Origin of the sequence: Streptomyces sp. NPDC005803, assembly GCF_040630435.1 — a bacterium.
Classification (GTDB): domain Bacteria; phylum Actinomycetota; class Actinomycetes; order Streptomycetales; family Streptomycetaceae; genus Streptomyces.
Window position 1 is genome coordinate 150,303 of sequence record NZ_JBEXXO010000013.1, and the last position, 25,138, is coordinate 175,440.

Genomic DNA, 25,138 nt, shown 5'->3' on the forward strand with positions numbered 1-25,138 from the left:
ATGACGCCTGCCGCTGGGCAGGACGAGGAGGCGCGGCATGCCGAGCGGGGCAGTGGGGCGCGAGCGGGGCGCACGGATACTCGGCTCGGCCCCGGGGCGGGCGGGTGCCGCGCTCCTCGCGGGGACGCTGCCCGCGCTCGCCTTCCCCGCGCCGGGACTGTGGTGGTTCGCGTACGTGGCCCTCGTCCCACTGCTGCTGCTGATCCGAACCGCCGGTTCGGGGCGCAGGGCGGCGCTCGACGGCTGGCTCGGCGGGACCGGCTATATGCTGGCGGTCCACCACTGGCTGATGCCGAGCCTTCACGTGTTCATCGTGGTGCTGGCGGCCCTGCTCGGTCTGCTGTGGGCCCCGTGGGGGCTGCTGGTCTCCCGGCTCCTGCGCGGGCCGGTGTCCGGCGTGCGAGTCGTGGCGGCCGTGATCGTGGTCCCGTGCGGCTGGCTGATGATCGAGACGGTCCGGTCGTGGGAGGGGCTCGGCGGCCCCTGGGGGCTCCTCGGCGCGAGCCAGTGGCAGGTGTCGCCGGCGCTCCGGCTGGCGTCGGTCGGCGGGGTGTGGCTGGTGAGCCTGCTGGTGGTCGCGGTGAACACCGTGCTCGCCCTGCTGCTCGCGTCCCCCGCCGCCCGCACGGTGGCCGTCGTCACGCTCGTGGCGGCCGCGGTGGCCGTGGGGTCGGTGTGGGTGTGGGCGCCGCGGGTGGAGCGGTCCGGGACGGCGCGGATCGCGGTCGTGCAGCCCGGTGTCGTCGAGGGGCCGGACAGTGTGCGGCGCCGCTTCGCGCGCAGCGAGGAACTGACGCGTTCGCTGGCGGGCCGGAACGTCGACCTGGTCGTGTGGGGGGAGAGCAGTGTCGGCGTCGATCCGGCGCGGCGGCCCGATGTCACCGCCCGGATCGCCGCGCTCTCGCGCCTGGTGGGCGCGGACGTGCTGGTGAACGTGGACGCCAGGCAGACCGACGCGGCGGGCCGGACCGGCATCTTCAAGAGTGCCGTGCTCGTGGGTCCGCGGGGGCTGACCGGGGACCGTTACGACAAGATGCGCCTGGTCCCCTTCGGCGAGTACATCCCGGCCCGCTCGGCGCTCGGCTGGGCGACCTCGATGGGCAAGGCGGCGGGCGAGGACCGCCTGCGCGGCACGGGTCCGGTGACGATGACGCCGCCCGGCGCGCACGGCCTGCGCATCGGTCCACTGGTCTGTTTCGAGTCCGCGTTCCCCGACATGAGCCGGCGGCTGACCCGTGACGGCGCCGCGCTCCTGATCGCCCAGTCCTCCACGTCCTCGTTCCAGCACGGGTGGGCGCCCGGCCAGCACGCCTCGCTGGGGGCGCTGCGGGCCGCCGAGAACGGCCGCCCGATGGTGCACGCCACGCTCACGGGCGTCAGCGCGGCGTACGGCCCGCAGGGGCAGCGCGTCGGGACGCCGCTGGACACGGACACGAGCGGCGCCGCGGTGTACGGCGTGCCGCTGGCCCGGGGGACGACGCTGTACGTCAGGCTGGGCGACTGGCCGCTGTACGGCGCGCTGGGGGTGCTGGCCGCCTTCTGTGCCTTCGAAGGCGTACGGAACGTGCGTCGGCGCGAGCGGACGGAACCGCCGGGCGCGGTCGCCCCGTCGGTCCCGGCAGGTGGTGCGGGGGCGGCGGGCTTCGCCCGTACGGCCGAAGAGGAGCCGAGGGAATCGGCGCCCCGCTGAGTCCGGGTCTCAGAGGATGCTGCGGCCCGGGCCGTGCACGGTGACGATGTCGCCCATGGCGTCGACGGTGAGCGCGACCCGCTCGACCTTGTTCGTCACACCCAGGACCAGCCAGACCACGCCCCACAGGAAGCAGGTGAGGGCGGTCAGCACGGCGTGCAGCACGTGGTTCGGCGGCCGGCCCCTGACCATGACGGTCTGGGTCTCGGAGCGGGACTCCACGCTCCAGCCGCTCGCGATCCGCTGGTTGACCGCCCAGTCGAGGATCAGGGCACGCTGCCCGGCGTCGGGCGGCCGCCCGTCCGCCGAGTAGTACCCCGGAGGCGGCTGGAGCGCACCCCAGCCCTCTGGCTCGCGGTGGTGCTTCACGAGGTCACCTCCACGGGCCGGCGGTCCATCCACCCTGCCTGCATCGGGGCGGTGCCGCACGCATCCGGAGTCGTTCCCGGTGCGGTGCCGAGGCGGTGGGCAGCATGCCCTCAGGCGCAGTCGAGGTCCCGCAGGACGCGTTCGCACAGCTCGTGCGTCTCCAGGGCGTCCCGGGCGCTCAGCAGCTTTCCGGCACGCACCGCGTCCAGGAACGACCACACGCTCTGCTCGATGCCGCGCTGGCGGGCCACCGGGACCCAGTCGCCGCGCCGCCGCAGGCTCGGCTGGCCCTTGTGGTCGATCACGTCGGCCAGGTTGACCACTTCGCGCTTGGAGTCCTGGCCCGAGACCTCCAGCCGCTCCTCGGTCGAGCCGCTGAGCCGGTTCATCGCCCCGATGGCGGTGAAGCCGTCCCCGGCCAGCTGGAGCACGACGTGGTGCATCAGGCCGTCACGGATCCTGGCCCGGACGACGGTGTGCTCGACGGGCCCGGGCACCAGGAAGCGCAGGGTGTCGACCACGTGGATGAAGTCGTCGAGGACCATGGTCCGCGGCTCCTCCGGCAGGCCGACCCGGTTCTTCTGCATGAGGATCAGCTCGCGCGGGTGCTCGACGCACTGCGCGTAGCCGGGCGCCACCCGTCGGTTGAAGCCGACCGCCAGGCTGACACCGCGTACCTCGGCGAGCTCCACCAGCCGCTCGGACTCGGCGAGTTCGTAGGCCAGCGGCTTGTCGACGTACGTCGGTACGCCTGCTTCGAGCAGCCGGCCGGTGATCTCCGGGTGCACGGCGGTCGGCGCGTGCACGAACGCGGCGTCCAGGCCCTGGGCGAGCAGCGAGTCGAGGTCGGAGTGGCACTGCCCGGCCGGGATGCGGTGGGCGGCGGCGACCGAGGCCAGGGTGGCGGGGGTGCGGGTCTGCAGATGCAGTTCGACCCCCGGCAGGGTGGTGAGTACCGGCAGGTACGCCTTCTGCGCGATGTCGCCGAGCCCGATGCAGCCGACCTTCACAGGGTCTCCTTCTCGCTGTTCAGCGCCGCACGTCGCGGTCGTCCTCCCTGGGGGCCGACCGCGACGTGCGGCGCGTCCTTCGTGCGGGCAGCATACGTGTGCTGCGGCGGACGCCGGTCGGCGATGCCGTCGAAGGTGCGCAGGACGAGCCCCGGCCCGAGCCGGGAGAGCGTGGACATCCCGAAGTCCCGTGTGGATCCCGCGTCCGGGGCGGCCACGCCGGGCCGTTCGTCCGTGACCGCAGCGCCTCCCGCCACCGACGCACTGGTCGCGGGGCTGGCGCTCGTCCTCCACCGCTACCTCACCCGCCGTCCCGACCTGCTCGTCTGCCGCTACGAACTCGCCCTGGAGGCCACCCGCCGCCCCGGACTGCGCACGTTCTGCGACGCGACGGGCCGGCAGCTCCGCGAACCGCTGGAGGCGCTGATGACGGCGGCCGGATGGGCGGCGCCACAACGGCACGCCCTGTCCCTGGTGGCCTGGTGCGAGGGGCTGATGTTCTCCTGCACGGCCGGCTCGTACCACCGCCGCGTCCCGACCAAGGCGGCGCTGCGCACCGGCTTCGGCGAACTGCCGCGCGGGATGCCGGGCGGCCGCTGACGCACCCGGCGGCCGGACGTGCGGAAGGCCGGCGACACCCGGGGCGCCAGGCTGACCGGGGTCACTCGTGCGGGCCAATCCGGGCTCGCCGGCTCACCCGGCGGCCGGTCCGCACCCACAGTTGATCAGGTGCATCGAACCAGAATCACCGTGAAACTCCTGGTCGGCGTGGCGGTCACGGCCCTGTCGGGCTGTGTGGCCGTGGACCCGCAGCCGAGCGCACCGGCGCTCCCGGAGACCAGTCGCCCGACGCAGGATTTGGCCCCGCAGATCATCCGCCCCCCGGTACGGGACACGCTGGAGGCGCTGCCGGACGCGAAACCCTCGTCCCCGGCCTCCCGCCGGGCGGCCCCCACACCCCCGACGGCGCGGCGCGAGGGCCCACCGCCGCAACAGCACCTCCCCGGACCGGCTCGTGCACAGCCACGCCGGATCGCGCCCCCCGCCCCCGCTCCGGCCTTGCCGACGCCCGTCACCGGGGCGGACCTGTGTGCGCTCGGCCGCGGGTACGGCCACTGGCCCGCGGGCAGCCCGCAGTCGCGGATCTGCGACAACGCCTACGGCCGCTGACGCGGCGGACCCGCACGGGAACCACCGGTGGCCCACCCGGGCGGGCCACCGGCACCGGAGCCCCTCCCCGTCCGCACCGCCACCGGCCCACAGCTCGGGCCGGCCGCCGGTCAGAACTCGCGCAACCTCTGCTCCAGCCTCCCGATGGCCGCCCGGACGCCTCCTCCGTATCCGTCGTCCCTTCCGTCGGCCGCGAGGGCGCCGGAGGCCTCCCGGGCCTGGTCCAGATGGATCCGGGCGGCGGCGGGACGTCGGAGCTTCACGTAGTCCGCCGCGAGACTCAGGTGCAGCGAGGGGTAGAGGGCGCGCACCGCGAGCACGTCCCGGTGCCGCGCCACTCGCTCGCCCATCAGCGCCTCCGCGGCGGAAAGCGCCCGCAGGTCCCACAGCAGTTCGTCGCCGGGGTCGTCCTGGGTGTCGGCCATGTAGTGCGCGAGGGTGCACCGGCGCAGTGCGTCACCGCCCTCGCCGATCTCCGCCCAGAGCGTGCCGAAGCGATTGCGGGCCTCTTCCCGGTCACCGCCGTGGAGCAACATGATCGCCTGGCCGATCCTGGTCATGACGACGTCCTGCGACGCCTCCTGCTGCTCCGTCACTGCGGTCTCCCTCGCGCCTGTCCGCACCTGTCCCACCACGGCCGGCCGAACCGCCGTCGGTGTACTCCGGCTGATCCTGCGGAATTCTTACCGTTCCTGCCGGTTCCGCCCGGTGACAGCCGGTTCGACGCTAGCCGCCGTGGGGGGCATTCGCACTCAGGCTCGGGCGTGCGCCCCTCAGCCCAGGTCGGGGATGCGCCAGTCGATGGGCCGGTGACCCTGCGCCGCGACCGCCTCGTTGATCTGCGTGAACGGGCGCGAGCCGAAGAACTTCTTGGCCGAGAGCGGCGAGGGGTGCGCCCCCTTGACCACCACGTGGCGCTCCTCGTCGATCAGGGGAAGCTTCTTCTGCGCGTAGTTGCCCCAGAGCACGAAGACGGCCGGATCGGGGCGCGCGGCGACGGCGCGGATCACCGCGTCGGTGAACTTCTCCCAGCCCTTGCCCTTGTGGGAGTTGGCCTCCCCCGCGCGCACCGTCAGCACCGCGTTGAGGAGGAGGACGCCCTGCTCGGCCCACGGCATCAGATACCCGTTGTCCGGGACCGGGAGGCCGAGCTCCTCCTTCATCTCCTTGTAGATGTTGCGCAGGGAGGGCGGCGTCTTCACGCCCGGTCGCACGGAGAAGCACAGCCCGTGCCCCTGGCCCTCGCCGTGGTAGGGGTCCTGGCCGAGGACCAGGACCTTCACCTTGTCGTACGGAGTCGCTTCCAGAGCGGCGAACACCTGCTCCCGGGGCGGATAGACCGGCCCGCCGGCCCGCTCCTTCTCGACGAAATCGATGAGATCCCTGAAGTACGGGCTCTCCAGTTCCTCGCCGAGGACGCCGCGCCAGGACTCGGGCAGCGGGTAGGTGTCGGTCACGTCAACAACCTCCGGTAAGCAATCGGTTCTTGTTCCCAGAACCTACCGGGGGCCACTGACAACGGACCCGGGGAGTCCGGCGGGAGCCGGGCGGCCCCGGGTCCGGGGCCGCTACCAGCTGGCCTTGCGGTACAGCTCCCACATCTGCATGACCGTCTGCGGGTCCAGCGCGCGCTCGCCGCCGCCGATGTCCTCGCCCGCGGCGACGTAGAGCTTGCCCTGCCACAGCGGCAGCAGCCGGACGTCGTCGACCAGGATCTTCTGGGCCCGTTCGAACTGCTTGCTGACCGCGCCGCGGTCACTCTCCTTGCGGGACTGGGGCAGCAGTTCCTTCGTGATCTCGTTCTTCACGTAGGGCATGCCGGTGACGCTGTCCTTGCCGACGAACGGGGCGATGAAGTTGTCGGGGTCCGGGAAGTCCGGGAACCAGCCCCGGCCGAACACGGGGTACTCGCCCTTGGTGAAGCCCTCCTGGAAGGTCTTCCAGGGCTTGCTCTTCAGGGTGATCCTGAACAGCCCGGAAGCCTCCAGCTGGCGCTTGAGCTCGGCGAACTCGGGCGCCGTCGACGATCCGTACCGGTCGGTCGTGAACCAGAACGTCATCGCGACGGGCTCGGTGATGCCCGCGTCGGTGAGGATCTTCTTGGCCTTCTTCTTGTCCGGGTCGCCGAACGTGTCGAAGAAGCTGGTCGTATGCCCGGCGATGCCCTTGGGGACCATGGAGTAGAGCGGCTCCGCGGTGCCCTGGTAGACCTTGGCCACGAGGGCGTCACGGTCCACGAGCTGGGCTATCGCGCGCCGGACGGCCGGATTCCCGGCAGCCGGGTCCTCCGGGTTGAACACCAGGAAGCGGATGTCGGCGCCCACCGTCTCGACGATCTGGAGGCCGCTGTCCGCCTCCTTGTTGTCCTCGAGGGCCACGACCTCCTCGGCGCCCAGGCCGCGGTACGTGGCGTCGATCTCGTTCTTCTTGAGCGCCGCGACCATCGCGCCGGACTCCTTGAAGTACCGGATGGTCACCGCGTCGTTCTTGCGGTCGGCGAAGCCCTTGTAGTCGGGGTTCTTCACCAGTTCGGAGCGGTCCCCCTGCTTGTAGGCGTCCAGCAGGTAGGGGCCCGACCCGGTCACCTTGCCGTCGGTGCGGATCTTGTGCTTCGAGTACGCGCTGGGGGCCACCAGCGACATGGCGGGCGTGGCCAGGATGAACGGGAAGGTGGCGTCCGGCTTGCTCAGGTGGAAGATGACGACGTCGTCGCCCTTGGTCTCCACCCGGTCCAGCGAGCCGAGCATTCCGACGGGGCCGCCCTTGACCGCGATGGACCGGATCCGGTCGATGGAGTACTTCACCGCCTCGGCGTCGAGCTTGTCCCCGTTGGAGAACTTCAGCCCCTTGCGGAGTTCGCAGCGGTAGGCGGTGCTGCTGGTGTCGGTGAACCTGCAGTTGTCCGCGGCGTCGGGCTCGGGGCTCGTACTGCCGGTCGGGAAGCTCACCAGGGTCTGGAAGACGTTGCGCATGAGCTCCCAGGAGCCGTCCCAGGCAGCGGCGGGGTCGAGCGTCGACGGCTCGCTGGTGGTCCCGACCGCCAGCTTCTGTTCCACGTCCGAACCGCCGCCGGACAGCAGACCGCAGCCGGCCAGCAGAGACAGGGAAGCAAGGGCTGCAGCAGCCTTCAGACTGGCCCGGTAGAACACGTGCACGCTCCTCGATCAGCCATGGGTCGGCAGACCATACCGCAGCGCCCCACCAGGTCAATCCGCTGGCCCGGCGGGGCACTTGAGGCAATCGGGGCCAAACCGGCCCAGGCCGATCTCAGCTCACGCCGGCATTCAGGAAAATCCCGCCGTCGACCACGAGGGTCTGCCCGGTGATCCAGTCGGACTGGCTCGACGTGAGGAAGGCCGCGGCCCCGCCGATGTCCTCCGGCACGCCGAGCCTTCCCAGCGGGTAGGCGGCCGCCGCCTCCGCCTCACGGCCCTCGTACAGGGCCTGCGCGAACCTGGTCTTCACGACCGCGGGGGCGATCGAGTTGACCCGGACGACCGGCGCGAACTCGTGTGCCAGCTGCAGGGTCAGATTGACCATGGCCGCCTTGCTCATGCCGTACGCGCCGATGAAGGGCGAGGCGGAGACACCCGCGACGGAGGCGATGTTGACGATCGCCCCGCCGTTCTCCTTCTGCCAGGCCTTCCAGGTCTGCTGGGCGAAGCCGAGCGCCGAGATCACGTTCGTCTCGAAGACCTTGCGGGCCACGTTGAGGTCGAGCTCCGCGATCGGCCCGAAGACCGGGTTCGTACCGGCGTTGTTCACCAGGAAGTCGACCCTGCCGAACGCCTCCATCGTGCGCTCGACGGCCGCCGCCTGGTGCGCCTCGTCGTGCGCCTTGCCGGCGACGCCGATGACCCGGTCGGAACCGAGCGCCTCGACGGCCTCCTTCAGCGCGTCCTCGCCGCGTCCGGTGATGCACACCCGGTCGCCGCGGGCGACGAGCGCCTCGGCGATGCCGTAGCCGATCCCCCGGCTCGCGCCGGTGATCAGCGCGACCTTGCCACTGTCCTGCACAGTCATGATGCCTGTCACCCTTCGGGTCAGTTGAGCGGTCCGCCGGCGACGTACATGACCTGACCGGAGACGAAGCCGGCGTCGTCGCCCGAGAAGAAGGCGATGGCGTTGGCGATGTCCTCCGGGAAGCCGACGCGCTGCACCGGGATCTGGGTGGCGGCGGCGGCCTGGAACTCCTCGAAGCCCATGCCGACGCGGGCCGCGGTCTGGGCGGTCATCTCGGTGACGATGAAGCCGGGGGCGACGGCGTTGGCGGTGATGCCGAACTTGCCGAGCTCCTTGGCGAGGGTCTTGGTGAAGCCCTGCAGACCCGCCTTGACCGCGGCGTAGTTGGCCTGGCCGCGGTTGCCGAGGGCCGAGGAGGAGGAGAGCGAGACGATCCGGCCGAACTTGGCGTCCACCATGTGCTTCTGGACGGCCTTGGCCATCAGGAAGGCGCCCTTGAGGTGCACGTTCATCACGATGTCCCAGTCGGACTCGCTCATCTTGAACAGCAGGTTGTCGCGGAGCACACCCGCGTTGTTGACGAGGATCGTCGGGGCGCCGAGCTCGGCGGCGACCCGCGCGACGGCGGCCTCCACCTGGGCGCTGTCCGACACGTCGCAGCCGACGGCGAGGGCGCGGCCGCCGGCCGCGGTGATCTTCTCGACGGTGTCCTTGCAGGCCGCCTCGTCGAGGTCGAGTACGGCGACGGCGCGGCCCTCGGCCGCCAGGCGTACCGCGGTGGCGGCACCGATGCCCCGTGCGGCTCCCGTCACGATGGCTACGCGCTGCTCGGTGGTGGACATGCTTGGCTCTCCTCGCCCTTGGGTCGCGGCTCAGCGGACGTCAGGACGTTCCCAGGAGAACGTTCCCGATAACTGAGCAACCGCTTAGTACCTTCAGCAGACGAGACGCTAGAAGCCCTGGCACCCGGTGTCAACGGCCCACGGAGGCAGCGGCGCATGTCACACCCGACGGCGCCGCCTCCGCACCGCGCGGGGCGGCGCCGGGGAAACCGTGATCAGCGCACCAGCAGGTCGAGCAGCCGTTCGACCTCGGCGGCGGGGTCGGTGGTGAGGCCGCTGTGCACCGGGCTCGGCTGGATGACGGTCGAGCGCGGCGCGATCAGCCAGCGGAAGCGCCGCCCCGGATCGTCCCCGGCGGCCTGGCCCGCGTCCGTACCGCCGCGGCAGACGCCCTCGACCGCGTGCAGCGCCGCCCGCACCCCGGTCACGTCGGCGCCGGGGTCCAGGGCCCGGAGCTTGCCCTCGTCGAGTTCGGTACGGGCGGCGACGAACCCCTTGGCGCGGCAGTAGACCACCACTCCGGCGTTGAAGAACTCGCCGCGCTGGACCCGGGGCACCACGCGCAGCAGGGCGTACTCGAAGACATCGCGCTTGCTCACGGCCGGCCGCCCTTGTCGGTGTTCTCGTTGTCATGCCGCGGGGCGAGGCGTTCGACGAGCCAGCCCGGGGCCTGGGAGGGCTTGGAGACGGTCGGCGCGTCCAGGATGATCCGCTCGTGGATGGTGGAGGCGCGCGGCAGCAGCGCCTCCACATAGGCGCGGCGCAGCTGGTCCGTCGTCTCGAAGCCCGGCTCGTCCACCAGCCACTCGTCGGGCACGTCGGCCGCGACCTGCGTGAGCAGTTCCTCGGTGACCAGCGGGGCCAGTTCGGCCGCGGCCGCGGCGATGTCGGGTCCGAAGGGCGCCAGCGCGTGGTCGGAGGCGTTGTACGGCTTGGCGGCGGAGGCCTGGGCGCCCGGCCAGTTGTGGTGCCAGATCATGGTGGCACCGTGGTCGATGAGCCACAGGTCGCCGTGCCAGACCAGCATGTTCGGATTGCGCCAGGAGCGGTCCACGTTGTTGATCAGCGCGTCGAACCAGACCACGCGTCCGGCCTCCCGCGCATCCACCTGATAGGCCAGCGCGTCGAACCCGAGGGAGCCGGGGAGGAAGTCCATCCCGAGGTTCAGCCCGCCGCTGGCCTTGAGCAGCTCCTGCACCTCCTGGTCGGGCTCGGCCAGACCGATAACCGGGTCCAGCTGGATCTGGACGAGATCGGGGACGCGCAGTCCGAGCCGCCGCCCGAGCTGTCCGCAGATCACCTCCGCGACGAGCGTCTTGCGGCCCTGTCCGGCGCCGGTGAACTTCATGACGTACGTACCCAGATTGTCGGCCTCGACGATCCCGGGGAGCGATCCACCCTCACGCAGGGGCGTGACGTAGCGGGTCGCTACGACCTCTTCCAGCACTTTCTCAGGCCACCCATCTCTACAGCCTTGCAATCCACGGACAACTTCTTCGAGGTGGAGCGGCGGGAATCGATGGTCGACGATGCCGGGGATCGTGCGGGAGTTCCGGCCGCGTGCCGCTCTCCCTGCTCCCCGAGCAGTTCCTCGATGGTGCCGCGCCCCTTGCTGCCGGCCTTCGGCATGAAGTGAACATAGTAACCGAGGGTGATCGCGAGTGAGGAGTGCCCGAGCCACCGGGGCCGTGCACCGCCCTCCTCGCTCGGGGGCGGCACGCGAGTCACCCGTGACCGGTAGGCCCAGCCCGCGCGGCTCTTCCGGTACCACGCCTGACTGCGGCTCGGCACCGGGTGCCTCCGTCCTGCCGTGGAACGTCCTGGCCGGTGCGTACCGCTCCCCCACGCACACGGGGCCCGCGCCGGCGGCCGTACCGCACCGCCGGCGCGGGCCCTCGCCCTACGCACCGATCACCTGTCACTCACGGGTGGGGGTGCGGCCGGTCGGCGCCCCGCACGCGTGAGCCCGCGTCACTTGACGCGGGATCTCGACGAGGAGCTCTCCGACTCGTCCTCACCGTCGTCGGCTCCCGGCACATGGACGTCGAGGACCTTGATGTTGATCTCGACGACTTCGAGCCCGGTCATGGTCTCGACCGCATCCGTGACGTGGTTCCGGATGTCCTTCGCCGTGTCCAGGATGGCAGCGCCGTACTCCACCACGATGTCGAGATCGATCGCGGTCTGCTTCTCACCCACCTCCACCTTCACCCCGCGGCTGGGGTCGCTGGAGCGCGAAACCTTGTCCTTGACCGTTCCCAGGGCCCGTGAGGCGCCCCCGCCGAGGGAATGGACTCCCTCTGTCTCTCGCACGGCTATTCCGGCGATCGTCGAGACCACGTTGTCCGCGATGACGGTGGTCCCGCGGGTCCCGCCCGAGGTGTCGCCCGTTCCGAGTTCAGTGTCACTCCGGCTGTCGATGGTCGCCATAGTTCCTCGCACAGAGTTGTCGTGGCAGGCGGCGGCCCGGACTGAGCGGGTTCTCCCGCCGACCTGTGCCCCCAGTAATTCCACTGTGCTCCGGAAGGCCGACCTCCGCCATTCAGGTGCCGGGTGGACGAGGCGGCGGCCACCCCACCCCGCCCGTCACGCCACGTCAGCGGGGCGGTGGCCTTGCTCGCCTTGCTCCCCCTCAGTCCCGTGGCAGGAGACTGCCGAGCGGGCCCAGGTCGAGATTGAGGTCCTCCGGACGCACTCCGTGCTGTTCGCAGAGTTCCGTCATGCGCTGGTCGAGCATCATCAGCGTCGTGCCGATCTCATCGGTCTGGTCGTCGGTGAGGTCGCCCTGGTCGATGCGGCGCAGGGCCTGCCGTTCCATCAACTGGCGCAGCAGCTCGACCACGGTGAGGACCAGGGTGACGAGGTCACGCCCCATCTGCTCGGAGTCCAGGTCGACTCGTGCACTGGTCACAGCGGCCCGCTGTCCGCCCAGGGGGCAGGTACGCGTTCGTTGACGGACGACAGCAGCGCGTGCAAGGACAGCCGGACGAGCGGGACATCGGCGATGGCGATGACCAGGTCCCCACTGATGACGACCCCCGTCGCCAGGACCCGGTCGAGGAGATCCACCAGCGGCACCCCGATGGGGCCGCTCAGGGCGCCCGGGTTGTCCCACGGAACGACATCGTGCGCCACGGGTCACACCTCGCCCACGAAGGAGTACGGGACCCACGGGCCTGAGACCTCGATCTCCGCGCCGGTGCGTTCTCGTAAACCGGCTGCCAGCGCCTGAAGTTCGCCGGACCGGTGCTCGGCCACCAGATACGTGGCGTTGAGCACCTGGACCCTGGGACCGCCCGCGCTCCCTTGACCGTGCGGCCGGAGCCGCCGGGACGCGGTGGCGATCCGGCTCACGTCCGCGTCCACGGCGTCGGCGATGCGGAGGGAGTCCTCCTGCCGCTGCTCGCGCTGCGCCCGCTGGTTCCGCTTGCGATCGAGATACGCCCGCCCCGCTCCCGGGGCCGGACGGGTGCGGTCGACCGGTGCGCTCGGCCGGAGCGGCGGAGCGGCGCCTCCGCCGCCCGGCTGCGGCGGTGCGTACACCTTCACGCCCCACTCGGCGTGGTGCTCGATCCGCTTCAGGGCGGTGTGGAAGCGCCCCGCCTCGTCGTTCAGCGCGCTCCTGGCCCGGTCGTCCCCCTGGTACAGCGTGGCCAGCGGCAGAGGCACGGTGGGCGCCTGGCCGGCGACCGCCGAGACGACCGCGTGGTGGGCGCGCGCGTACCGCTCGAGTTCGACCGCGTCCGAGAGTCGCTCCTGCCAGGCCGCGTCCGTGAACTCGGCCGCCGCGACGGTCTGTACGACCGCGGTGAGAGACCCCAGGGGCAGCGTACGGACAGGCTCGTCCCGGGTGACCCCGGGGACCGTACCGAGCGCCAGGGGGGCCTCGGTACGGCAGACCGCGTACACGTAGATGGCGTGCGCACCCGAAGTCCCGGGGCCGCGCTCCGGCATGTGCTTCCGTCCTTCCTCGGTCATCACTCGGACGAAGCCCTCTCCTCGGACCTGGATTCGAGTGCCTCCAGGCGCTCACGCAGTTCGCGGTTCTCGTCCTGCAGCGCATTACGCGCCGCGTGGGAGCTGAGCGCCGGATCGGTTTCCCACCAGTCGATGCCGGCCTTCTTCGCGGTGTCCACGGACGCCACGAACAAGCGCAGCCGGATCGTGAGCAGCTCGATGTCGAGCAGGTCGATCTTGATGTCGCCGGCGATCACGATGCCCTTGTCGAGGACGCGTTCGAGGATGTCGGCGAGGTTGGTGGTCTGCGGCCCTGGGACGGGAGGGGACACGTCGTGCCTGAAGTCGAGGTCGGTCACCGAGCCCTCCGCGATCGCTGCTTGGCCGACCGCCTCCTGGGCGGCGCCTCATCCTCTTCCTCTTCCTCGTCTTCGTCCTCGTCCCCTTCCTCGTCCTCGTCTCCCTCCTCTTCGTCCCCTTCCTCTTCTTCCTCTTCCTCGTCTCCCTCCTCTTCGTCCCCTTCCTCGTCCTCGTCCTCGTCCTCTTCGTCTTCGTCTTCGTCTTCGTCCTCTTCGTCTTCGTCTTCGTCTTCGTCTTCGTCCGTCAACTGGTCGCCGTCTTCGCCCTCTTCACCCTCTTCATCCCACTCGCCCTCGTCTTCGTTCTCCTCTTCGTCCTCGCCGCCCGAGCCTTCCTCGTCCTGCGCCTCTTCCTCTTCCATGGCCTCGTCGTGGGACTTGACGACCTCTCCGTCGCGGATCTCGCCGCGCCACGCTTCCGGCTCCTCGTCGGTGAGGGACACGTACCGCTGGAAGTGCTTGAAGTCGAGTCGCACACGGCGGCCTTGTGCGCGCCAGAGGTTGCCCGTCTTCTCGAAGAACCCGGACGGGTAGTACTCCATGACCAGAACGATGCGCGTGAGGGACGGTGCGAGCTCGTGGAAGCTCACGGCGCCCCGCGTGGTGCCCTTGGCGCCCTCGGACGTCCACACGATGCGTTCGTCGGGCACCTGTTCCTGAACGGTGGCCTTGAAGCTGCGTGAGGACGGACCGACCTTGACCTTCCAGTCACTGGACGTCTCGTCCTCCGTCGAAACGTCGCGGACGCCCTTGGCGAAACTGCTGAACTTGTCGTACTGAGTCCAGTGGTCGTAAGCGGTACGCAGCGGCACTCCCACATCGAGCACCTCGATGATGTTCATCACCTTGCCACCGCTCGCCTTGCGCTTGCCCTTCCCGCCGCCGCCGAAGGTTTCCTTGGCCTTGTCCACGACGTTGTCCTTGACGCCCTTGGCCTTCTCCGAGACGAACGCCTTCACCGGGGAATCGCCCTGGAGGATGCGGGAACCGACAGCCGGCAGGGAGCCGCCGTTCTCCGCGGAATCGGTCAGCTGCCCCGCGATGTCCGTCAGCTTCCCCCCTGCCTTTTCGGCGAGCTTCTCCACCTTCGTGCTGAGGAATGTGGACAGCTCCCCGCGGAGCCTGTCCACGCCGGACTCTTCTGCCTCGGGCTTTGCGTTCTCTGTCCTGGCCATGACTCGCTACCTCCGAGGACTCGTGCGCTTGGATGCAGCCCGCTTCGCTGACGACGAACCACCCGCTGCTGTCTTCCTGGCCGCCGTCTTCCTGGCTGCGCCCTTCTTGGCCGGGGCGGTCTTCTTCGCACCCGTCCTCTTCGCAGCCGTCTTCTTGGCAGGTGCCTTCTTGGCAGCCGACTTCTTGGCCGGGGCGGACTTCTTCGAAGCGGCCTTCTTGGCCGGGGCCGACTTCTTGGCAGCCCTCTTCTTGGCCGCGCCCTTCTTGGCCGGGGCGGTCTTCTTCGCAGCCGACTTCTTGGCCGGGGCGGACTTCTTCGAAGCGGCCTTCTTGGCCGGGGCCGGGCGCTGCTCCGCACCCTTCTTGGCCTGGGAGGCCTTGCCGTCCCCACCGCTCTTGGCCGCCCCCGACCCGGTCCGCCGGGAAGAGCGCCTTCTCGGCCGGGTCTCCTCCGGCTCCTCCTCGGGCTCCTCCTCCGGCTCCTCCTCGTGTTCTTCCTCCTCAGGCTCCTCCTCGGGCTCTTCCTCCTCGTCCTCCGGCCGGCCGCCCTCGTACTCGTCCTCCGAGTCGCCCTCGTCCTCGGGTTCCTCTTCGTCCTCGTACTGGTCGCCCTCGTCCTCGTCCTCGTCCTCGTACTCGTCGTCGTACTCAGCGCCTTCGTCGTCCGGCGCCTCTTCGTCCTCGTACGCGTCGCCCTCGTCCTCATCGGCCTCGCCCTCGTCGCTCGGCGGTTCGATGAGGCGGGCAGTGCGGTCGCTGATCGCGTCGGCCAGCGAGCCCATGGTCCGGTTGGCGGCGGCGGTCACGGCCTTGCGGCCGGCGTCGAGGACCTCGCCGCGCAACTGGTCCTGCAACTCCGCGAACTGGGGAACCTCTCCGAGACGGCGCATGCCTTCCGCGGCCAGCTGACGGGGCTCCAGGCCGAAGCGCCGGCCGGCCAGATAGGTGGCGACCGTGAGCGCCATCCGCCCCTTCTTGGTCCTGCCCAGCACGTAGCCGCCCACCACTGCCGCCGCGAGCGTCACCTTGGTCTGGTCTTCCATGAGCACGTCACCTTCTATCGATCTGTGCCGGGCCGACCCGTACGGCGTCCAGCCGGTCAAGCAACCGTTCCTCTTCCCGTTCGAACTCCTCCTGGGTGATGTCTCCGGCTTCGAATTCCTGGTTCAGTACGGCCAACTGCGTGCGCAGCACGGCGGGATCGTGCAGCTCACGCTGCGCGGCGTCGTCGAGCTTCTCCGCCACCCAGATCACGCCGCGGACCGGCGCGAGGGGAAACGTGAGCAGGCCGGTGATGAGTCCCACCGTCACACCCCTCCCACCGGTACGGGGCGTGCCTCGGCAGTGACGAAGCTGTAGCACGGGAGCGGGCCCGCCAGCCGGAGTTCCACCTGCTCGCGATGGGCCTGGGCGAAGCTCCGCGCCCGGGCGAGAAAGGCGTCGGCGTCGCTGTGGTCCACGAGGAAGGACATGTTGAGCGCGCACCCCGGGACCTCGGGTCCTGGGGCGACCGCACGGGCTCCTGGCGCCAGCTCACGCAGCAGCCGCTGCCCCGCCGCGGCCGCCCTGCGGGTAAGGGCGGAGGCGATGGCTTCGCCCAGCCGGAGGCTCGCCTCGTAACCCGGGTGCCGCCGAGCCGCCTCGCGGAGTCTTCGTACGTTCTTGTCCTCGGCGACGAGGGCCGGCAGCGCGTCCTGCGCCGGCAGCGCCTTGACGTTGATCTCGATGTGGCCGGCGAGCTGGTCCAGGGTGGCGACGTGCCCGCCCTCGGCCGCGGCCAACTGCTTGAGGACCGTCTCCTCGTCCGGCGCGACCATGCCGAACCGCATGGGCAGTACGGGTCCTTCGTCCGACAGCCGCATCAGCAGTTCTTGGTGTGCCAGCAGGTCGCGGCGGCGTGCGCGAAGGTCGGGGGGCGCGTCGCTGACGGCCGCGCCGAGCAGTCCCTGCCTGATCATGCGGACGGGCGCGGGAGGGGACCCCACACCGCCGGCTCCCTCGGGGAGCGCCGTTCCCGCCCGCAGGATCGCGTAGACGTAGACGCCATGAGCCACCACGGTCATGCCTCCGCGCGTCGTCGGCTCGTGCTGCCGCGGGCCGGAACACGCCGCTTCTTCGGCCGCTCGTGCGCTTCTTCCTCGTCGTCGTCGTCCTGCGACCGCTCGCCGCCGCCTACCGCCTTCTTCACGGTGTCGCCCACCGCCCCGGCGGCGCTGCGCGCCTTGCGCTTCCCGACGGATTTGGCCACGCCGCCACCGAGGAGTTCGGGAATGGTGGTGCTGCCGGAATCGCGCTCCAGGTCGAGCCGGTTGCACGCCTCGGCGAACCGCAGATACGTGTCCACACTCGCGACGACGATGCGCGCGTCTATCTTGAGAATCTCGATGCCGACCAGCGAGACCCGGATGAACACGTCGATGACCATGCCGCGGTCAAGAATCAGTTCCAGGACGTCGTACAACGTGCCGGCGCGGGGCGGGCAGGCCACTACTTCGTCGGAGTAAGTGGTCGCGCTCATGGAAAGTCCTTCCAGCAGGGGAGTGAAAGCGGATCACTCGTCGGCTGCACCCCGTCGGTAACGCCGGACCCTGCGGTATTCCAGGAGTTCACCGGCCCGGTCGAGCTGCACCTCGTACGAGGCGAGGAGGCTTGTGGTGTCGGGAATCCGTGGCACTTCGAGAACGTCCACCACCACACACCAGCCGTCGTCGGAACGCCGGACAGCGGACACACCCTCCGTGGGGTGCCCGATCAGCCCCTCCAGGGTCTGGCAGGCAGCGCCGGCCGCGTACTCCGGCCCCCGCGCGGTCTTCGCGCGGCGGGCGGTTGCCGTCTTGGAGGTCTCGGCGCGTGTGCGACGTTCTTCTGCCATAGAGCCAGTCTGGCGACTGGGGCCCGCCGCGCATCTTGAGCGTGCCATCGGGGCGTACCGCCGTCACCGGAGGCGGTGGCAGGCCTGGGCGGGCCCCGCCGAGCGCCCGCCTCATCAGCGCCTCCGGCCCTCACCGGCGGCGGTGACAGGCCGGGGCGGGGCCGCTCCTCCGCGTCGTCATGTCGTCATGTCGTCAGAGGGCTCCGTACACCGGCTGCGGGGTCCCGGCCGCCGCCAGCAGGCCGGTCACCGCCTCCCCCGCCTCGGCGGGGGTCCAGCGGGCGCCCTTGTCGGCGGTGGGACCGGGACGCCAGCCCTCCATCACGGTGATCCGTCCTGCCTCGGTCTCGAAGACCCGGCCGCTCACCCCGGCGGACGCGGCGGAGCCCAGCCACACGACCAGCGGCGAGACGTTCTCCGGGGCCATCGCGTCGAAGGCTCCCTCCCCGGGGGCCGCCATCGTCTCGGCGAACGTGGCCTCGGTCATCCGGGTCCGGGCGGCCGGGGCGATCGCGTTGATCCGGACGCCGTAACGGCCCATCTCGGCGGCGGCCACCAGGGTCAGGGCGACGATGCCCGCCTTGGCCACTGCGTAGTTGCCCTGGCCGACACTGCCCAGGAGCCCGGCCCCCGAACTGGTGTTGACGACCCGGGCCTCGGGCGTCCGCCCGGCCTTCGCCTCGGCGCGCCAGTGCGCCGCCGCGTGCCTGAGGGGCAGGAAGTGCCCCGTGAGGTGGACGCGCAGCACGGCGTCCCAGTCGTCCTCGTCCAGGTTGACCAGCATCCGGTCGCGCAGGAAGCCGGCGTTGTTGACGAGCGTGTCGAGCCGGCCGAACGAGTCGAGCGCGGTGGCGACGAGCGAGGCCGCGCCCTCGGAGGTCGCGATGTCCCCGTCGTGGGCGACCGCTTCACCCCCGGCGGCGCGGATCTCCCGCACGACCTCCTGGGCGGGACCGGTGCCCGGGCCCGAGCCGTCGAGGCCCACACCGAGGTCGTTGACGACGACTTTCGCGCCCTCGGCGGCGAGGGCCAGGGCGTGGGCGCGGCCGAGCCCCCGGCCGGCGCCGGTGACGACGGCGACACGTCCGGCACACAGGGCGGTGGGTGAGGTCATGACGAGAGTCCTTTCGACGGGCGACAGCCGGTGCGCGGCGGCCGGCGGGCGGCGCGTGACGCGGACGCACGAGGGGCGCCGCCCGCTGTGCGGGAACCGGGGCGCCGGTACCACTGCGGCATGACGCCCTCCCGCGGCGTTCGTATCGCTGCTATCTTCGGGCCTAACAAACGTTTGGTGGAAAGGTAGCTGATCCGCTCATGGGTGTCTCCACCTCCGTCCCACGCGACGGCGTCGCCGTCGTCACCGTGGACTTCCCTCCGGTCAACGCCCTGCCCGTCCAGGGCTGGTACGACCTGGCCACGGCGGTACGAGCCGCCGGGGCCGACCCGGACATCCGCTGCGTGGTGCTCACCGCCGAGGGACGCGGATTCAACGCGGGCGTGGACATCAAGGAGATGCAGCACGCGAGCGGGCCCGAGGCGCTGATCGGCGCCAACCGGGGCTGCTTCGAGGCGTTCGCCGCGGTCTACGAGTGCGAGGTCCCGGTGGTCGCCGCCGTGCACGGCTTCTGCCTGGGCGGCGGAATCGGCCTGGTGGGCAACGCGGACGTGATCGTGGCGGCGGACGACGCGTCCTTCGGGCTGCCGGAGCTGGACCGCGGCGCGCTCGGCGCGGCCACGCACCTGGCCCGGCTGGTCCCGCAGCACCTGATGCGGACCCTCTACTACACCTCGCGCACCGTGACGGCCGCGGAACTGCACCGGCACGGCTCGGTGTTCGGCGTCGTGCCGCGGAACCGGCTCACCGGGGCCGCCCTGGAGCTGGCCGGGGAGATCGCCGCGAAGGACGGCTACCTCATCCGTCTGGCCAAGGCCGCCATCAACGGCATCGACCCCGTCGACGTACGCCGCAGCTACCGCTTCGAGCAGGGCTTCACCTTCGAGGCCAACCTCAGCGGCGTCGCCGACCGGGTGCGCGACACCTTCGGCTCGGACAAGGAGCAGCAGACGTGACCCAGGACAAGACGATGACGGCCGACGACGTCGTCGGCCGGCTGGAGAGCGGCATGACGGTCGGCATCGGCGGCTGGGGCTCGCGCCGCAAGCCGATGGCCCTGGTGCGGGCGCTGCTGCGCTCGGACATCACCGACCTGACCGTGGTCTCGTACGGCGGCCCCGACGTGGGCCTGCTCGCGGCGGCGGGGAAGATCCGCAAGCTGGTCGCGGCCTTCGGGACGCTCGACTCGATACCGCTGGAGCCGCACTTCACGGCGGCCCGGCAGCGCGGCGCCTTCGAGATGGCCGAGATGGACGAGGCGATGATGATGTGGGGGCTGACGGCGGGCGCGCAGCGGCTGCCGTTCATGCCGGTGCGCGCCGGACTGGGCTCGGACCTGATGGAGGTCAATCCGGCGCTGCGCACGGTCACTTCGCCGTACGAGGACGGGGAGAGGCTGGTCGCGGCTCCGGCGCTGCGGCTGGACGCGGCCCTGGTCCACCTCAACCGCTGCGACGCGCAGGGCAATGGCCAGTACCTGGGCCCCGACCCGTACTTCGACGACCTGTTCTGCGAGGCCGCCGACCAGGGTTTCGTCTCCTGCGAGCGCATCGTCGAGACGGCGGACCTGCTCAAGGAGCACGGCCCCCAGACGCTGCTGGTCAAGCGGATGTTCGTGGACGGGGTCGTCGAGACGCCGAACGGCGCGCACTTCACCTCCTGCGTGCCCGACCACGACCGGGACGAGGCCTTCCAGCGCGCCTACGTCCGGGCCGCCCGCGACCCCGAGACCTGGCCCGCCTTCGTCGAACGGTTCCTGTCCGGGGACGAGGCCGCCTACCAGGCCGCCGTCACCGCGTTCCACCAGGAGGAAGCATGAGCGGCACCGAGACCACCGGCATCCGGACCGTGAGCCGCGCCGAGTACTGCGTGGTGGCCTGCGCCGAGGCGTGGCGGGACGCGGGCGAGATCCTCGCCAGCCCCATGGGCACCGTCCCGGCCATCGGGGCACGCCTGGCCAGGCTCACCTTCTCCCCCGAACTGCTGCTGACCGACGGGGAGGCGCTGCTGATGGCCGACACCCCGGCGGTGGGGGTGAAGCCGGGGGCCGTCGAGGGCTGGCTGCCGTTCCGCCAGCACCTGACGCTGACCGCCACCGGCCGGCGGCACGTGATGATGGGCGCCAGCCAGATCGACCGGCACGGCAACCAGAACATCTCCTGCATCGGCGACTGGGCGAGGCCCGCGCGCCAACTGCTCGGGGTACGGGGTGCTCCGGTCAACACCCTTAACAATGCGACGAGTTACTGGGTACCCAAGCACTCGGCGCGGGTATTCGTGGAGCACGTCGACATGGTCTCCGGCGTCGGGTACGCCCGGGCGGCGGCGGCCGGCGCATCCGCGACCCGCTACCACCGCATCCCCGAAGTCATCAGCGATCTGGGCGTCTTCGACTTCGAGACCCCCGATCGGACGATGCGGCTGCGCTCCCTGCACCCCGGGGTGAGCCTCGAACAGGTCACGGCGGCCACCGGGTTCGCGCTCACCGTCCCCGCCGACGTCCCGTTCACCCGGGAGCCCACGGAGGCCGAACTCCGCCTGATCCGCGAGGTCATCGACCCCCAGGGGCTGCGCGAGCGCGAGGTCCCGGCGTGAGCGGCCCCGTGTCGTTCCCGACCGCGCTCACCGAGCTGACCGGGGTGCGCTACCCGATCGTGCAGACGGGCATGGGGTGGGTGGCCGGCCCCCGTCTGGTGTCCGCCTCGGCCGACGCGGGGGCGCTCGGCATCCTGGCCTCCGCGACGATGACCGTCGAGCAGCTCCGCGCGGCGGTCCGGGAGGTCACGTCCCGTACGGACGCGCCGTTCGGCGTCAACCTGCGGGCGGACGCGGGAGACGCGGGCGAGCGGGTCCGGATCATCATCGACGAGGGCGTACGGGTGGCGTCCTTCGCGCTCGCCCCCTCCAAGGACCTGATCGCCCGCCTCAAGGACGCCGGCGTCGTCGTCATCCCCTCCGTCGGCGCCCGCCGGCACGCGGAGAAGGTCGCCGCGTGGGGCGCGGACGCGGTGATGGTCCAGGGCGGTGAGGGCGGCGGGCACACGGGCGACGTGGCCACCACCGTGCTGCTGCCCCAGGTGGTGGACGCGGTCGGCATTCCGGTGATCGCGGCGGGCGGCTTCCACGACGGCCGCGGCCTGGTCGCCGCGCTCGCCTACGGGGCGGCCGGGATCGGCATGGGCACGCGCTTCCTGCTCACCTCGGACAGCACCGTGCCCGCCGCGGTGAAGGCGAAGTACCTGGCCGCCACCGTCAAGGACGTCACGGTCACCACACAGGTCGACGGTCTGCCGCACCGCATGCTGCGGACCGCCATGGTGGACTCGTTGGAGCGTTCCGGCCGCGCCACCTCGACGCTGCGGGCGCTGCGGCACGCCTCGGCCTTCCGGAAGGAGACCCGCGCGAGCTGGCCCCAGCTGATCCGCGACGGACTGGCGATGAAGCACGGCAAGGACCTGACCTGGAGCCAGGTGCTGCTGGCCGCCAACACGCCGATGCTGCTGAAGGCCTCGCTGGTCGAGGGGCGCACGGACATCGGGGTGATGGCCTCGGGCCAGGTGGCGGGCCTGATCGAGGACCTGCCGTCCTGCTCGGAGCTGGTCGAGCGGATCATGGACGAGGCGCGGGCGGCACTGAAGTCACTGCCGGGGGCCGGCTGACGTCCCGGTTGTACGCGGGTGGTGGGGCGGTCCGGACCCTCGGGCCGCCCCACACCATGGGGCCACCGCCGGCCACCGCCGCCCCCGTCAGGCGATCGCGCCGACCGCTCCCGTGCTCCCACGCTCCCGCGACGGCGTGTCACTCGAGCGGGAGGTCCACCCCGTGCTCGTCCGCGGTCCGGGGACCGCGGATGCGCCGGTCGGTTTCCGCGATGCGGACGTCGTTGATGCTCGCCTCACGGCGTCGCATCAGACCGTGCCGGTCGAACTCCCACAGCTCGTTGCCGTAACTGCGCCACCACCGGCCTTCCGCATCGTGCCACTCGTACTGGAATCGGACGGCGATGCGGTCCTCGTGGAACGCCCAGAGGCTCTTGCGCAGCGCGTAGTCGCGCTCGCGCTCCCACTTCCGTGTCAGAAAGCGGACGATCTCCTCGCGGCCGTTGACGAACGTGTCCCGGTTGCGCCAGACCGAGTCCGGCGTATAGGCCATCGCCACCCGTCGGGGATCGCGGGTGTTCCACGCGTCCTCCGCGGCCTGGACCTTCCGCAGGGCCGTCTCCCGTGTGAACGGCGGGTAGGGCGGGCGATCCTCCGACATCACTGCCTCCTGGCATCGAGAACGTTCGTTCCCTATCGACGGAGGCTAAGGTAGGGAACGAACGTTCTCAATGTCAAGGAGCCCCCCATGCCGGCCCCCCTCACCGAGGAACAGAACCGCCTGGACCGCGAAGCGCTGCTCGACGCGGCGGAGGAGCTCTTCTACCAGCGGGGCATCCAGGCGGTGGGCATGGACGCGGTGCGCGCGGCCTCCGGTCTGCCGCTGAAGCGGATCTACCGGTTCTTCGCGGCGAAGGAGGACCTCGTCGTGGCCGTGCTCAGACGTCGTGACCAGTGCTGGAGGGGGGACCTCGCCGCCCACGTGGAACAGGTCGCGGATCCCCACGAGCGCGTACTCGCGGTCTTCGACTGGCTCGCCGAGTGGTTCGCACAGCCGGGTTTCCGCGGCTGCGCCTGGGTCAACGCCCACGGCGAACTCGGCCCGTCGTCCGAGGCGGTGCTGACCGAGGTCCGGTCGCACAAGCGGGCGTTCCACGACCAGGTCGCCACCTGGGTCCGCGCCACCGGGACACCCGTGACCGAGCCGGTCTTCCTCCTCGCCGAAGGAGCCATCGTGACGGCGGGCATCAGCGGCGACCCGGCCCCTGCCCGGCACGCCCGCGCGGCCGCCGCGACGCTCCTCGGCGCTTCGTGACCCACCGGCCACGAAGCCGGCGGCCGGCCGGCCCGCGTCAGGCCCAGGGTGCGAACGGCGGCCGGGCGGGGGCGGGGCCGAGGGTGGTGGTGCCCGGTTCGGCGCGGTGCCCGAGGCCCGTCCGGTAGGCGTTCAGCGCTGCTTCCGTCCGGCCCTCACTGCGCAGCAGGTCTCCCAGCAGCCGGCAGATGTCGGCGACGTCTCCGGCCGCTCCCGTCTGTTCGAGCAGGGAGAGCGCGGTGGCGTAGTGCAGCTCGGCCGCCTCGGCGTCCCCGGCCTCCTCGGCGATCAGTCCGAGGAGCCGGTGCGCGCCGCCGGCGTGCAGCGCACCGCGCCCGGGCTTGAGGCCGGCCAGCAGACTGTGCAGGAGCTCCGCGGCCTCCGTGGACTTCCCCCTTCTGCGCAGGACGTCGGCGAGTTCCACCTCCACCTGCGAGACGTACAGGGCGGCGCGCTTGGACACCAGCATCGAGTGCGCGGTGCGCAGTTCCCTCTCCGCCTGCGCGAGGTCGCCGTGCTGGGCGCAGACATAGCCCCGCATCCAGTGGCAGTGGGCGAGTTCGGTGCGGATCTGCAACTGCTGGTACAGCTCGGCGGCCCGCGCCAACGACGTCTGGGCGGCGTCGACCCTGCCTTCGGCGATCAGGGTGCGGGCCACCGTCCGGTGCATGTGGGCGACCAGGGCGGGGTCGGACACCTGCGCAACCAGGGCGAGCGCGAGTTCGGCGGCCTGCGCGGCGCGGGCATGGGCGCCCATGTCCATGTACGGGGCGATCGACGCGGTGTAGAGCTGGAGCAACGCGCCCGGGTCGTGCAGCCCCGACGTGTTCAGCTCGTCGATCGCGCTCTCCAGCACGTAGCACGCGTAGCGCAGTTCACCGGCCAGGTAGTGGGCGACCGAGCGGCCCCGGACCGCCCGCGCCCGGGCGGGGAGCGGTTCCCCGGCCAGCATGCGTTCAGCGGCCTCGAACCGGGCCAGGGCATCGGCCAGTTCGCCCGACTCCAACGCGCACTCCCCGAGGCCCACGAGCGCCGCCGCCCGTTCCTGCGTGAGTCCGTACTCCTCGGCCTGGTCCAGCACCCGTCGGTAGGCGGCCCGCGCGTCGTCGGCGTCCTCGACGGCCAGGACCCGATGGGCCTCGGCCAGCTCCATGCGCAGGGTGGCGGCGAGATGGGTGGGCTTGCCCGTGGCGAGTTCCTCGGGAGCGACGCCGAGCCGTTCGGCGATGTGCCGGAGCGCCGCTTCGGAGGGCCGCACCTTGCCCGCTTCCAGGGTGGAGACGTAGGCGGCGGTGTACACGGGCTCGGCGAGCTGCCGCTGCGTCAGCGCGCGTTCCTTGCGCAGGCGCTTCACCCGGCGGCCGATCGCGGCCGGCCCGGCCTGCTCCCCCGCCTGTTCCGGCAAAGGATGGGCGGGAGCTTCACCCCCGGGCGTCCGCTCCGGATCGCCCGTCGCCCTTCTGGTTTCCGCCATGGCTCCCCCTCGTCCTGCGTCCGTGACCACTGAGCGGGGATGTCGCCGATCGCCCCTGGCCCATACTGCCTGCCGGCCGGCGTCGCGGGCACCGCCGACCCCGGTCTCCCTCACCGCCGGAGCCGACGGGAGTGTTGCCAACAGCGCGCCGCCCAGCCTAGGTTATGCCGCACGTTAAGCATATTTACGTTGTCGCTTTCCTTCGCCCCGGGCCGGACAGCACAGTGA

General features: G+C 71.3%; 30 protein-coding genes and 2 pseudogenes. 8 read left to right on the plus strand and 24 right to left on the minus strand.

Annotation, left to right across the window (positions count from 1 at the left end; all coding sequences use genetic code 11):
* Positions 1-37: 37 nt before the first annotated feature.
* On the plus strand, positions 38-1,690 hold the full coding sequence (gene lnt, locus ABZ454_RS20050) for an apolipoprotein N-acyltransferase (protein ID WP_359539586.1): 1,653 nt from the start codon (positions 38-40) through the stop codon (positions 1,688-1,690).
* 9 nt (positions 1,691-1,699) lie between these two features.
* On the opposite strand, the gene ABZ454_RS20055 is transcribed toward lnt, so the two are convergent.
* From ABZ454_RS20055 to ABZ454_RS20065, 3 genes and pseudogenes are all read right to left on the minus strand, one after another.
* Positions 1,700-2,059: a hypothetical protein gene (locus ABZ454_RS20055; protein ID WP_356317578.1), complete on the minus strand. Its 360-nt coding sequence runs from the start codon at positions 2,057-2,059 to the stop codon at positions 1,700-1,702.
* A gap of 110 nt (positions 2,060-2,169) precedes the next feature.
* Complete coding sequence (locus ABZ454_RS20060) at positions 2,170-3,069, minus strand: Gfo/Idh/MocA family oxidoreductase (RefSeq protein ID WP_359539587.1); 900 nt, start codon at positions 3,067-3,069, stop codon at positions 2,170-2,172.
* A pseudogene (locus ABZ454_RS20065) lies at positions 3,066-3,260 on the minus strand (hypothetical protein); the annotation flags it as partial. The pseudogene ABZ454_RS20065 and the gene ABZ454_RS20060, both read right to left, overlap by 4 nt.
* Before the next feature lie 79 nt (positions 3,261-3,339).
* Here ABZ454_RS20065 and ABZ454_RS20070 point away from each other — a divergent pair.
* Both ABZ454_RS20070 and ABZ454_RS20075 read left to right on the plus strand, forming a co-directional pair.
* A pseudogene (locus ABZ454_RS20070) lies at positions 3,340-3,669 on the plus strand (TetR/AcrR family transcriptional regulator); the annotation flags it as partial.
* A gap of 129 nt (positions 3,670-3,798) precedes the next feature.
* Positions 3,799-4,239 carry a hypothetical protein gene (locus ABZ454_RS20075; RefSeq protein ID WP_356317574.1) on the plus strand — a complete coding sequence of 147 codons (441 nt, stop codon included), beginning with the start codon at positions 3,799-3,801 and terminating at the stop codon, positions 4,237-4,239.
* Between the two features lie 110 nt (positions 4,240-4,349).
* Here ABZ454_RS20075 and ABZ454_RS20080 read toward each other — a convergent pair whose 3' ends face one another.
* The 19 genes from ABZ454_RS20080 to ABZ454_RS20170 all read right to left on the minus strand — a co-directional run bounded on the left by ABZ454_RS20080 (position 4,350) and on the right by ABZ454_RS20170 (position 18,522).
* The gene (locus ABZ454_RS20080) at positions 4,350-4,835 is read right to left on the minus strand and encodes a hypothetical protein (protein ID WP_359539589.1); all 486 of its coding nucleotides are present in this window, start codon (positions 4,833-4,835) and stop codon (positions 4,350-4,352) included.
* A gap of 177 nt (positions 4,836-5,012) precedes the next feature.
* Positions 5,013-5,696, minus strand: coding sequence for a uracil-DNA glycosylase (gene ung / locus ABZ454_RS20085; protein WP_356317570.1), 684 nt, complete (start codon positions 5,694-5,696; stop codon positions 5,013-5,015).
* Between the two features lie 111 nt (positions 5,697-5,807).
* Entirely contained in the window at positions 5,808-7,388 is a 1,581-nt protein-coding gene (locus ABZ454_RS20090) for an ABC transporter substrate-binding protein (protein WP_356317568.1), read from the minus strand.
* Positions 7,389-7,506: 118 nt separating this feature from the next.
* Positions 7,507-8,262 (minus strand): SDR family oxidoreductase, encoded by a 756-nt coding sequence (locus ABZ454_RS20095; RefSeq protein WP_359539592.1) that lies wholly within the window; start codon positions 8,260-8,262, stop codon positions 7,507-7,509.
* A gap of 20 nt (positions 8,263-8,282) precedes the next feature.
* On the minus strand, positions 8,283-9,044 hold the full coding sequence (gene fabG, locus ABZ454_RS20100) for a 3-oxoacyl-ACP reductase FabG (RefSeq protein WP_136326319.1): 762 nt from the start codon (positions 9,042-9,044) through the stop codon (positions 8,283-8,285).
* 215 nt (positions 9,045-9,259) lie between these two features.
* Entirely contained in the window at positions 9,260-9,643 is a 384-nt protein-coding gene (locus ABZ454_RS20105; RefSeq protein WP_356317564.1) for a DUF3037 domain-containing protein, read from the minus strand.
* Complete coding sequence (locus ABZ454_RS20110) at positions 9,640-10,491, minus strand: HipA family kinase (RefSeq protein ID WP_359539595.1); 852 nt, start codon at positions 10,489-10,491, stop codon at positions 9,640-9,642. Before ABZ454_RS20110 ends, ABZ454_RS20105 begins: the two co-directional genes overlap by 4 nt.
* Positions 10,492-11,015: 524 nt before the next feature.
* Positions 11,016-11,474, minus strand: a complete 459-nt coding sequence (locus tag ABZ454_RS20115; RefSeq protein WP_359539598.1) for an Asp23/Gls24 family envelope stress response protein — start codon at positions 11,472-11,474, stop codon at positions 11,016-11,018.
* A gap of 202 nt (positions 11,475-11,676) precedes the next feature.
* Positions 11,677-11,955 (minus strand): gas vesicle protein K, encoded by a 279-nt coding sequence (locus ABZ454_RS20120; RefSeq protein ID WP_356317556.1) that lies wholly within the window; start codon positions 11,953-11,955, stop codon positions 11,677-11,679.
* The gene (locus tag ABZ454_RS20125; RefSeq protein ID WP_356317553.1) at positions 11,952-12,179 is read right to left on the minus strand and encodes a gas vesicle protein; all 228 of its coding nucleotides are present in this window, start codon (positions 12,177-12,179) and stop codon (positions 11,952-11,954) included. Before ABZ454_RS20125 ends, ABZ454_RS20120 begins: the two co-directional genes overlap by 4 nt.
* A 3-nt stretch (positions 12,180-12,182) precedes the next feature.
* Entirely contained in the window at positions 12,183-12,998 is an 816-nt protein-coding gene (locus ABZ454_RS20130) for a GvpL/GvpF family gas vesicle protein (RefSeq protein ID WP_359539602.1), read from the minus strand.
* Between the two features lie 23 nt (positions 12,999-13,021).
* Positions 13,022-13,360 carry a gas vesicle protein gene (locus ABZ454_RS20135; protein ID WP_359539604.1) on the minus strand — a complete coding sequence of 113 codons (339 nt, stop codon included), beginning with the start codon at positions 13,358-13,360 and terminating at the stop codon, positions 13,022-13,024.
* Positions 13,357-14,535 (minus strand): SRPBCC family protein, encoded by a 1,179-nt coding sequence (locus tag ABZ454_RS20140; RefSeq protein ID WP_359539605.1) that lies wholly within the window; start codon positions 14,533-14,535, stop codon positions 13,357-13,359. Before ABZ454_RS20140 ends, ABZ454_RS20135 begins: the two co-directional genes overlap by 4 nt.
* Positions 14,536-14,541: 6 nt before the next feature.
* Positions 14,542-15,579, minus strand: a complete 1,038-nt coding sequence (locus ABZ454_RS20145) for a histone H1-like repetitive region-containing protein (RefSeq protein ID WP_359539606.1) — start codon at positions 15,577-15,579, stop codon at positions 14,542-14,544.
* A gap of 7 nt (positions 15,580-15,586) precedes the next feature.
* Entirely contained in the window at positions 15,587-15,841 is a 255-nt protein-coding gene (locus ABZ454_RS20150; protein ID WP_359539609.1) for a gas vesicle protein GvpG, read from the minus strand.
* A 2-nt stretch (positions 15,842-15,843) separates the two neighbouring features.
* On the minus strand, positions 15,844-16,593 hold the full coding sequence (locus ABZ454_RS20155) for a GvpL/GvpF family gas vesicle protein (protein ID WP_359539708.1): 750 nt from the start codon (positions 16,591-16,593) through the stop codon (positions 15,844-15,846).
* Positions 16,594-16,595: 2 nt separating this feature from the next.
* Positions 16,596-17,054 (minus strand): gas vesicle structural protein GvpA, encoded by a 459-nt coding sequence (locus ABZ454_RS20160; RefSeq protein WP_356317541.1) that lies wholly within the window; start codon positions 17,052-17,054, stop codon positions 16,596-16,598.
* A 33-nt stretch (positions 17,055-17,087) separates the two neighbouring features.
* Positions 17,088-17,408 carry a gas vesicle protein gene (locus ABZ454_RS20165; protein ID WP_356317539.1) on the minus strand — a complete coding sequence of 107 codons (321 nt, stop codon included), beginning with the start codon at positions 17,406-17,408 and terminating at the stop codon, positions 17,088-17,090.
* Positions 17,409-17,601: 193 nt separating this feature from the next.
* Complete coding sequence (locus ABZ454_RS20170) at positions 17,602-18,522, minus strand: SDR family oxidoreductase (RefSeq protein WP_359539611.1); 921 nt, start codon at positions 18,520-18,522, stop codon at positions 17,602-17,604.
* Between the two features lie 200 nt (positions 18,523-18,722).
* Here ABZ454_RS20170 and ABZ454_RS20175 point away from each other — a divergent pair, with 200 nt between their 5' ends.
* The 4 genes from ABZ454_RS20175 to ABZ454_RS20190 are packed head-to-tail and all read left to right on the plus strand — an operon-like array spanning position 18,723 to position 22,181.
* Positions 18,723-19,478 (plus strand): enoyl-CoA hydratase family protein, encoded by a 756-nt coding sequence (locus tag ABZ454_RS20175; RefSeq protein ID WP_359539613.1) that lies wholly within the window; start codon positions 18,723-18,725, stop codon positions 19,476-19,478.
* Between the two features lie 14 nt (positions 19,479-19,492).
* Complete coding sequence (locus ABZ454_RS20180; RefSeq protein WP_359539710.1) at positions 19,493-20,341, plus strand: CoA-transferase; 849 nt, start codon at positions 19,493-19,495, stop codon at positions 20,339-20,341.
* Positions 20,338-21,117 (plus strand): CoA-transferase, encoded by a 780-nt coding sequence (locus ABZ454_RS20185; RefSeq protein ID WP_359539615.1) that lies wholly within the window; start codon positions 20,338-20,340, stop codon positions 21,115-21,117. Before ABZ454_RS20180 ends, ABZ454_RS20185 begins: the two co-directional genes overlap by 4 nt.
* On the plus strand, positions 21,114-22,181 hold the full coding sequence (locus ABZ454_RS20190) for a nitronate monooxygenase (protein ID WP_359539617.1): 1,068 nt from the start codon (positions 21,114-21,116) through the stop codon (positions 22,179-22,181). Before ABZ454_RS20185 ends, ABZ454_RS20190 begins: the two co-directional genes overlap by 4 nt.
* A 139-nt stretch (positions 22,182-22,320) precedes the next feature.
* On the opposite strand, the gene ABZ454_RS20195 is transcribed toward ABZ454_RS20190, so the two are convergent.
* On the minus strand, positions 22,321-22,782 hold the full coding sequence (locus ABZ454_RS20195) for a nuclear transport factor 2 family protein (RefSeq protein ID WP_359539618.1): 462 nt from the start codon (positions 22,780-22,782) through the stop codon (positions 22,321-22,323).
* 87 nt (positions 22,783-22,869) lie between these two features.
* Here ABZ454_RS20195 and ABZ454_RS20200 point away from each other — a divergent pair, with 87 nt between their 5' ends.
* Positions 22,870-23,436 (plus strand): TetR/AcrR family transcriptional regulator, encoded by a 567-nt coding sequence (locus ABZ454_RS20200; RefSeq protein WP_359539619.1) that lies wholly within the window; start codon positions 22,870-22,872, stop codon positions 23,434-23,436.
* A 37-nt stretch (positions 23,437-23,473) separates the two neighbouring features.
* Here ABZ454_RS20200 and ABZ454_RS20205 read toward each other — a convergent pair whose 3' ends face one another.
* Complete coding sequence (locus ABZ454_RS20205) at positions 23,474-24,910, minus strand: helix-turn-helix domain-containing protein (protein WP_359539620.1); 1,437 nt, start codon at positions 24,908-24,910, stop codon at positions 23,474-23,476.
* Positions 24,911-25,138 lie beyond the last annotated feature (228 nt).

Excerpts from the sequence above, each read along its gene's own strand:
- lnt (WP_359539586.1), top strand. The coding sequence starts at position 38 with ATGCCGAGCGGGGCAGTGGGGCGCGAGCGGGGCGCACGGATACTCGGC.
- ABZ454_RS20095 (WP_359539592.1), bottom strand. The coding sequence starts at position 8,262 with ATGACTGTGCAGGACAGTGGCAAGGTCGCGCTGATCACCGGCGCGAGC.
- fabG (WP_136326319.1), bottom strand. The coding sequence starts at position 9,044 with ATGTCCACCACCGAGCAGCGCGTAGCCATCGTGACGGGAGCCGCACGG.
- ABZ454_RS20115 (WP_359539598.1), bottom strand. The coding sequence starts at position 11,474 with ATGGCGACCATCGACAGCCGGAGTGACACTGAACTCGGAACGGGCGAC.
- ABZ454_RS20130 (WP_359539602.1), bottom strand. The coding sequence starts at position 12,998 with ATGCCGGAGCGCGGCCCCGGGACTTCGGGTGCGCACGCCATCTACGTG.
- ABZ454_RS20140 (WP_359539605.1), bottom strand. The coding sequence starts at position 14,535 with ATGGCCAGGACAGAGAACGCAAAGCCCGAGGCAGAAGAGTCCGGCGTG.
- ABZ454_RS20145 (WP_359539606.1), bottom strand. The coding sequence starts at position 15,579 with ATGGAAGACCAGACCAAGGTGACGCTCGCGGCGGCAGTGGTGGGCGGC.
- ABZ454_RS20160 (WP_356317541.1), bottom strand. The coding sequence starts at position 17,054 with ATGAGCGCGACCACTTACTCCGACGAAGTAGTGGCCTGCCCGCCCCGC.
- ABZ454_RS20165 (WP_356317539.1), bottom strand. The coding sequence starts at position 17,408 with ATGGCAGAAGAACGTCGCACACGCGCCGAGACCTCCAAGACGGCAACC.
- ABZ454_RS20170 (WP_359539611.1), bottom strand. The coding sequence starts at position 18,522 with ATGACCTCACCCACCGCCCTGTGTGCCGGACGTGTCGCCGTCGTCACC.
- ABZ454_RS20175 (WP_359539613.1), top strand. The coding sequence starts at position 18,723 with ATGGGTGTCTCCACCTCCGTCCCACGCGACGGCGTCGCCGTCGTCACC.
- ABZ454_RS20180 (WP_359539710.1), top strand. The coding sequence starts at position 19,493 with ATGACGGCCGACGACGTCGTCGGCCGGCTGGAGAGCGGCATGACGGTC.
- ABZ454_RS20185 (WP_359539615.1), top strand. The coding sequence starts at position 20,338 with ATGAGCGGCACCGAGACCACCGGCATCCGGACCGTGAGCCGCGCCGAG.
- ABZ454_RS20195 (WP_359539618.1), bottom strand. The coding sequence starts at position 22,782 with ATGTCGGAGGATCGCCCGCCCTACCCGCCGTTCACACGGGAGACGGCC.
- ABZ454_RS20200 (WP_359539619.1), top strand. The coding sequence starts at position 22,870 with ATGCCGGCCCCCCTCACCGAGGAACAGAACCGCCTGGACCGCGAAGCG.
- ABZ454_RS20205 (WP_359539620.1), bottom strand. The coding sequence starts at position 24,910 with ATGGCGGAAACCAGAAGGGCGACGGGCGATCCGGAGCGGACGCCCGGG.